This is a genomic window from Amycolatopsis sp. NPDC059235 (genome assembly GCF_042754125.1).
GTDB lineage: Bacteria > Actinomycetota > Actinomycetes > Mycobacteriales > Pseudonocardiaceae > Amycolatopsis > Amycolatopsis albidoflava.
In genome coordinates this window covers 1-7,383 of sequence record NZ_JBHZAG010000175.1, presented here as the reverse complement: position 1 = coordinate 7,383, position 7,383 = coordinate 1, and the positions used below count along the sequence as shown (strand labels likewise).

General features: G+C 67.2%; 4 protein-coding genes. All 4 read left to right on the top strand.

Annotated elements, in window-relative coordinates; genetic code table 11:
• Positions 1-1,531 precede the first annotated feature (1,531 nt).
• The 4 genes from ACFXI3_RS46800 to ACFXI3_RS46785 all read left to right on the top strand — a co-directional run bounded on the left by ACFXI3_RS46800 (position 1,532) and on the right by ACFXI3_RS46785 (position 6,117).
• Positions 1,532-1,747, top strand: coding sequence for a ubiquitin-like protein Pup (locus tag ACFXI3_RS46800; protein WP_378408669.1), 216 nt, complete (start codon positions 1,532-1,534; stop codon positions 1,745-1,747).
• 658 nt (positions 1,748-2,405) lie between these two features.
• Positions 2,406-4,049 (top strand): IS21 family transposase, encoded by a 1,644-nt coding sequence (istA, locus tag ACFXI3_RS46795; RefSeq protein WP_378408667.1) that lies wholly within the window; start codon positions 2,406-2,408, stop codon positions 4,047-4,049.
• On the top strand, positions 4,046-4,846 hold the full coding sequence (gene istB, locus ACFXI3_RS46790; RefSeq protein ID WP_378408665.1) for an IS21-like element helper ATPase IstB: 801 nt from the start codon (positions 4,046-4,048) through the stop codon (positions 4,844-4,846). Before istA ends, istB begins: the two co-directional genes overlap by 4 nt.
• Before the next feature lie 707 nt (positions 4,847-5,553).
• Positions 5,554-6,117 (top strand): hypothetical protein, encoded by a 564-nt coding sequence (locus ACFXI3_RS46785; protein WP_378408663.1) that lies wholly within the window; start codon positions 5,554-5,556, stop codon positions 6,115-6,117.
• Positions 6,118-7,383 lie beyond the last annotated feature (1,266 nt).

Below are 7,383 nucleotides of genomic sequence, written 5' to 3'. Positions count from 1 at the left end.
GCGAGGGTGAGATTCGGTATGCGCCATGCCTACGAGAGGTGACTCCTCCCGACGGGTAACGCAGGTCGAGCCCACGGAGAATCCCGCAGAGGCGCAAGCTCACCTCAGGCACAGCGGGTTCTGGCTTCCGGGCTTGGTCAGGGCGGTCTGTGCCTTGGCGAATCGAGGCACCCGATCGCCAAGCGGACGGCGCTCCCTGCGATAGACATCAAGCAAGACTGTTGGGTACCGTGCGAAACGGTCGCGAACTCCCAGCCAAGTTTACCGGGCCCTGAATGCCCAGGTTCAACCCTTCGCGCCAATCGGCGAATGCGTGCAGTGCGTCGCCAGGCAGGAAGACCCGGCCCTTGGGTGCTGGACTCCGTCCGGGAACCACGACATCCAGCGCGCTTCCCGCAGGCCGCAATCGGCACCAATGCCATTGATCATGGACTCGCGAAGCTCAACCAGCATGGCCGGAGCCTCGCGGCCTCAGTTGATCGCGACTAGGCCCAGCGGCAAGCTGCTGCCGATCCGGCCTGGACCCGGCTGTTCGGCTACGGCCTCGCCGCCGGATAGCGGCTTGCTGCTGATCCCGCCGCCCTGCTGGCGATCAGGAGCGAAGAGCCGTCGCGACGCAGGGTCTCGCCGACTTTGACACATTGAGCTTGTTTAACCTGCATCTTTTCGGAGTCTCATCGGGTGACATCTGTGCTTGAGTGTCGTTCCCACGGCATTTCTGTAGTGAGTAGCGGAGGTGGTGCGAGATCAGTCGAGCTCGTCCGGACGGCGAGGGGAAGCTCGAGAACGGTCTGGTCGGTCGTCGCCGTAGTCGACTTGCTCGCGCATGACGCCCTCCTCTCAGCAGCCACAGCAGGCATTTGCACAGGTCGACGAGTTCGGCATAGCCGGCCCGGCGCGCCGCTGAATGGTTGGTCAACGATGACAGACGTCCAAACTTTTCGGCCTGTTCAGGCAGAATCGAACTTGGCTGAGCGACAATCGGCCGCGTTGCTGCCAACGTGGACCACGTCCGCCCTGATCGGACTGAGCGCTTTCGCGGAATCGGCCTGCCCTTAAGGAGTGCAACGCCGGATGATCTGCTTGGATCGCTGCGGCGATAGCATCATCAGGGTTTTTAGTCCTCGCCAAATCCACTGGTTGCGAAAGCACCTCACTGACTACCGAGACCGGGTTGACAGGGCACTTTCCGGACGTCGTGACGACCCCGTACTTGCCGCTGTGTTCACGAATGTCGACGGCGACGTCAATCCGCGACTCCAGCGAGCGAGGCGTTCTATTGCGACATTGCTGGGGGATCTGCCCGCGCGTGGCGGCGTAATCGAGATTTGCGGTGAGCCGAACCGGATGACGTGGATATGGCCCCTGCAGGAACTCTGCATCGCTGTCGCGGCGCGGCTTGCCGCTGCTAGCTTGCCAACCTCAACTGCGAGTTCCGTCGCTCCGGCCAGGCTGCAGGCCTGGTTGCTAGGAATCGTCGAAACCCTCGTCAAGACGGATGACTTGACCCTGGCCCCGAACGGTCCGAACAATAATTTTCAGCCCCGTCAATAGTGGAGGAGCGGCCATGTCGCAGCACAAAACACGCCATGAACGCGATGACGACGAGCCGGAGCCGACGAGCGAGGCTGATACGGCTGTGTCTCGCAAGGAGAAGAACGAAGGCTTTGACACCCTCATCGACGAGATCGATGCGATTATCGAGGAAACTGGAGTAATCGAATATATCCAGAAAGACGGACAATAGGCGCTGCAGTTCTGTGCGCGTCATGCTTGCCGGCAAATGAACGTGACGATGCGTCTGCGGCAGCCCCTCGGCACGGGCCACACCCTCCTGTGACTCTCAGGGATCAACCACTCCGCCGCCAACGTGTCGCTGCGCACGCGAGCCGACCTCCTCTCGCTTGCGGTCTGCGCGCAGGCAAAATCGATGGCGTCAAACACTGATCGCCCGAAGGAAGCCTGGGCAGCTGTTCGATACTCGATCGCTTCGCGGAACCCCGGCAGTCGCGGTCAGCCGCCGTAGCTCCTGGCGGCAAGGATCGTTGGACCGCGGCCTGGAGCGCGCGGTTCGGCGCGAGCCTTGGGCGTCGCAGCCGAGGCACGGGCTCATTGTCTCGCCGAAGCTCGCGCATTCGGGGCTGCACGGCCATCAACGCATCCGCCCCGTGGTGCCGCACGACTTCCCAGGCAGCGGAAGCCATCTGGACGTTGGTCGGCCACGAGTTCGACAACCTTGACGAGACGCTTACCTGGCCGTGGCATCGTGATCTGGCCCCGGTTCGGCATTGTGTGCAGGCCCCACCGATCGGGGGAATTCGGGCTCGTGGTGTGCGAGTCGGCCGGTCGAGCGGAGGTTTCCGGGCGGACAGTGCCGGGGAGGGGCCGTCCGTGTGGGAGCCGGGATGGTGTCCAGGGTGGAGTTGTTCGCGCTGATTCGCCGTGATGCCCGGGTGGAAGGGCTTTCGGTTCGGGCGCTGGCCGAGCGGCACGGGGTGCATCGCCGCACGGTGCGGCAGGCTCTGGGGTCGGCGGTGCCGCCGCCGCGGAAGACGCCGGTCCGGTCGTCGCCGGTGACGGGGCCGTTGCGCGGGGCGATGGACGAGATGCTGCGGGCGGATCTGGACGCGCCGCGCAAGCAGCGGCATACCGCGCACCGGGTCTGGGAACGGCTGGTCGACGAGCACGACGCGACGATCGCCTATCGCACGGTGTCGCAGTATGTCGCGAAGCGGCGTCCGGAGATCGCGCTGGAGGCCCGCGGCCGCGCGAGTGTGATGGACGGGTTTGTTCCGCAGACGCATCTTCCGGGGCAGGACGCCGAGGTCGACTTCGCCGAGGTCTGGGTCGACGTCGGCGGCGTCGACACGAAGTGTTTCCTGTTCACGCTGCGGATGTCGTTCTCCGGCAAGGCAATCCACCGGGTCTATTCCTCGCAGGGGCAGGAGGCGTTCTTCGCCGGGCATGTCGCCGCGTTCGCCGAGCTGGGCGGTGTCCCGGCCGGCGAGATCCGTTACGACAACCTGTCTTCGGCGGTGCGTCGGGTCTGTTTTGTACGGTCGAGGGTCGAGACCGAGCGGTGGGTGTTGTTCAAGTCCGCCTACGGGATCACGAGTTTCTATTGCATGCCAGGCAAAGAAGGCGCTCACGAGAAGGGCGGTGTCGAGGGCGAGGGCGGCCGGTTCCGTCGGCGCTGGTTCGTTCCGGTCCCGAGGATCGCCGACATCTCGGGCCTGGCCGGGATCAACGAGCGGCTCGCCGCGGCGGACCTGGCCGAGGACGCGCGCCACGTCGACGGGCGGGCAGCCACGATCGGGCAGGACTTCGCTCTCGAGGCGCCGTTGCTGGCGGCGTTGCCGACCGACGAGTTCGACATCGCGCTGACCACGACGCCGCGGGTCGACCGCTACGCCAGGATCACCGTCCGCCAGGCGCTCTACTCGGTCCCGGCCCGGCTGATCGGGCAGACGGTCCGGGCCAGGCTCGATGCCGAGGAACTGGTCGTCCTGCACGGGGCCGTCGAGGTCGCGCGGCATCCGCGGCTGACGACCAAGGGCGGCCAGCGCCTGGTGCTCGACCACTACCTGGAGGTCCTGGCCGGCAAACCCGGCGCGCTGCGCGGGGCGACCGCGCTGGTCCACGCGCGGAAGAAGGGCTGGTTCACCGCCGCCCACGACGCGTTCTGGGCCGCCGCGCGGGCCAAGCACGGCGACCAGGCCGGGACCCGGCTGCTGATCGAGGTCCTGCTGCTGCACCGGCGGATGAGCCATGCGCACGTGATCGCCGGGATCCGCACCGCGCTGGAAGCCGGGTCGGTCTCGCCGGACGTGGTCGCGATCGAGGCCCGCAAGCACGCCGCAGCCGCCGAAAACACCGCCGGCGATGCCGACGCCGGGCCGCCGAGGCCGCGGCGCAGCCGCAGCAAGGTCGTGTCGCTGCCCGAGCGCCGCCGCGACGCCGAGCTGCCGCCGGACTCCCGGCCGGCGCCGTCGGTCGCCGCCTACGACCAGCTGCTGCGCAACACTCCGAGGAAGGGAACCGCGTCATGACCCGCACCACCGCCCGCGGCCGGGACCAGCTCACCGAGGAAGCCGCCGACGCCGCGATCGAGCAGGCCTGCCGGATCCTGCGGCTGCCCACGATCCGCGACCGGTTCGGCGACCAGGCCGCTGCCGCGGCCCGGCAGCAGGCCACCTACAAGACCTTCCTCTCGGAGCTGCTGTTCATCGAGTGCGAGGACCGCGAGGTCCGCCGCAAAGCCCGCCTGGTCAAACAGGCCGCGTTCCCGCGCGCGAAACGCCTGGAGGACTTCGACTTCGCCGCGAACCCGAACGTCCCGCCCGCGCTCGTCCACACCCTCGCCAAGGGAGCCTGGATCCGCGCGGGGCAGCCGGTCTGCCTGATCGGGGACTCCGGCACCGGCAAGTCCCATCTGCTGATCGGGCTGGGCACCGCCGCGGCCGAGGCCGGGTTCCGGGTCCGCTACGTCACCGCCGCCGCGCTGGTCAACGAACTGGTCGAGGCCGCCGACGACAAACACCTGTCCAAGACGATCGCCCGCTACGGCCGCGTCGACCTCTTGTGTCTTGACGAGCTGGGGTATTTGGAGCTGGACCGGCGCGGCGCGGAACTGCTGTTCCAGGTCTTCACCGAGCGGGAAGAACGCTCCAGCATCGCCATCGCGAGCAACTCCGCGTTCAGCGAATGGGCTCGCACCTTCACCGATCCCCGGCTCTGCGCCGCGATCGTCGATCGCTTGACGTTCGACGCGTCCATCATCGAAACCGGCACCGAATCCTTCCGGCTGCGCACCACCAAACGCCGCCGCAGCACCCGGGCCAGCTGACACCGCCCACCGCTTGACCAGCGGAAACAATGCGCCGAGGTGGGGTCAAATCAGAGTGCCGACCAGCTCACCGCCAACCCAAGTGGGGCCAGATCAGGATGCCGTCCGATCCCGCAACCCAGACGCCGGGGCCACTTCAGAATGCCGCACCGGAGCCAAATCAACTTGCCGAAACCACGCTTACCGGACTCGCACATAGTCACCGCGGTGCGGCGAGGTCGCCAGCACTGGGCAACCGGCGGCGGAGGGTGACGGCCGCCCGTGAGCGGGCGTGTCGGCGGACCGCCTCGCCCGATCGCGGCGGTGTGGAGCGATGCCTCCCGAGGGGAATCCCTCTAGCCCCTCAGAGGCAGTGCGGACTAGCGACGCGAGTGCCGATGACCGCTCTAAAATCGGCCAGCCATCGACTCGATTGTCCCCATTGGTTGTTTCCGGCAGGAAGGGCGGGTATCGGTGGTTAATGTCTCAGCACACTCCAGGCCCGAGCGCACCGGCGGCAAGCTGGGACGACATCCCGGCTTTCGAGGAACCAAGGAGCGGGCTGCCTAGGTCGCCAGCGATGGCAGACGGCCGCGTCGGCTCGCAGCACCAGTTCTGTCCGAGCGTCGTCGGCCCGCGCACCCTGGCCGACGACTCAGCTGCTGAAGGGCTCGCATTGGATCGCAGACGGTGCGAACGAAGCGCAAACGCAAAGGAGGAGGGTTGAGGTGACGACACAGTACAACAAAGAAGCAGTGACGAAGTCCGCGGACAATCTCGCGAACATCTTGTCGGACACGAGTGCGTTCGAGGCGTTGTCGGGGGGCTGTCCGGACGCGGGAGTGTTCGATCTGGCGAAGTGGCTGGAAAAGCTAGTCAACGACCGGATGACGGCGATCGTGGCGCATGCGGCGCGCATGCAGATCGCGTTGAAGGACATGGGATCGTTCCTGAACAATCTGGTCAGCACGTTCGACAGCCTGGACGGGTCCAACGCCGACCAGATCAAGAGCGCGGTGTCGGACCTGGAGAATCAGGTAGGCAGCGATATGGGCGGGCTGACCTTCACGCCGCCCGGGCTGCCCGCCGCGCCGTTCGCGATGGTCCCGCTGCCGGGGGCCGCTCCCGCCCCGCCGCCGCCCGCTGCGCCTCCGCCGCCTGCTTCGCCTCCCCCACCGCCTCCGCCTGCCTCTACTCCGCCCCCGCCGCCGGCAGACACTTCCGGGTCCGACGGTCCGGGCACGGACATCACCAATTCCGACGGAACCAAGAATCACGTGATCTATCGGTAGCCCGCACCATCGTTTCGCTGCCGCACCGCAGGTTCGCGCTTCACCTCAAGGCGAGACGCAACGAGCGTGCTGCCGTTGACCGGTTCGTCCAGGACCCGGTACCAGTTCGTGATTCCGGCTCGGATTCGTACCGGCGGGGGGCAAGTCTGGCCCCGCCGGCGGACGCGACGGTGCTGGGCGGCTCGTGGCGATCGGAGTCATGAACCGCTGGAGGTCAGCGACATCGCCGGGACGTGCCGCCGATGAAATTCGGCACTGGCGGTGAGCACGGAACGTGCGCTGGCCGATATGTCGCGCGAGCAGACGCGGAGCCGACGATCATGATATCCGGCGCGGCGATCGCAGGGCATCGGCGAGCGGGTGCCGCGGTTCGCGGCGATGACGGTGGACGGCCCCGAGCAGGAGGCGGATCTGGCCGCCTTGCGGGTTCGGGAAAAGGCTGGCGACGCGGCGATCGGCGTCAGCTCTCAGCGTGCCGCACGCTGGCCGACGGCGCGCTGCCGTTCCTGCCCCGACGATTCACGTGCGTCAATCCGCAGTGAGCTCGGTCGACCTTCCTTGAGCAGATCCCAGTCCCCCGCCGCGTGGTCGCACGTCGACCGATGCCTCACAACTCCGCGCTCGCCATGCTGGCCGGCACCGCACCGATTCCCTCGGCCTCTGGAAGGCAGCCCGCCATCGGCTGAGCCGCTCCGGGACGCTTCAGTTCAACCGAGCCGTCTGCAGCATCGTCCTGACGAGACTCAAGGTCGGCTCCGGCGATCCGCCGCAGCTTCGGCCCACCACCTCGCTCAGGCAGGCCTGCAACTCGAGACCCGTCGCCCTCGAAACGTCATAGGAGCCTCCCTCAGGCCCGATCCGGGTCCGGTGTTGCGACTCCGGCGCCGAAAACGGGAACAGGAACCGGCGACTGCGGATCCAGCTGCCAAGGCAATCCGCGGCGGATCGGCCCCTGCCGCGAGCCCGTGACCGCAGCAGGCCGCATGGCTGGCAAGAAGACCCCAACACCGACCGCACCGAGCTTATCCGTGCCCGCGCGGCGCGGATGAATTCGGTGCGCGACGGGCTTGGCTGCCAGCGACGGCTGACTGTTGAGCCGGCTATGCGACGCCCCGGCTGTCGTGCCAAAGACACCAACGATGTCGATCGCGGCGGAGTCCGTCGTGCATCTCGCCGCCATGCGAACACCGACTTAGGCCTCAAGGTCGACCAGAGCCAATTCACCCCATCACCAGCAGCCATCGGCAGGCTGCGAGACCCGCACCT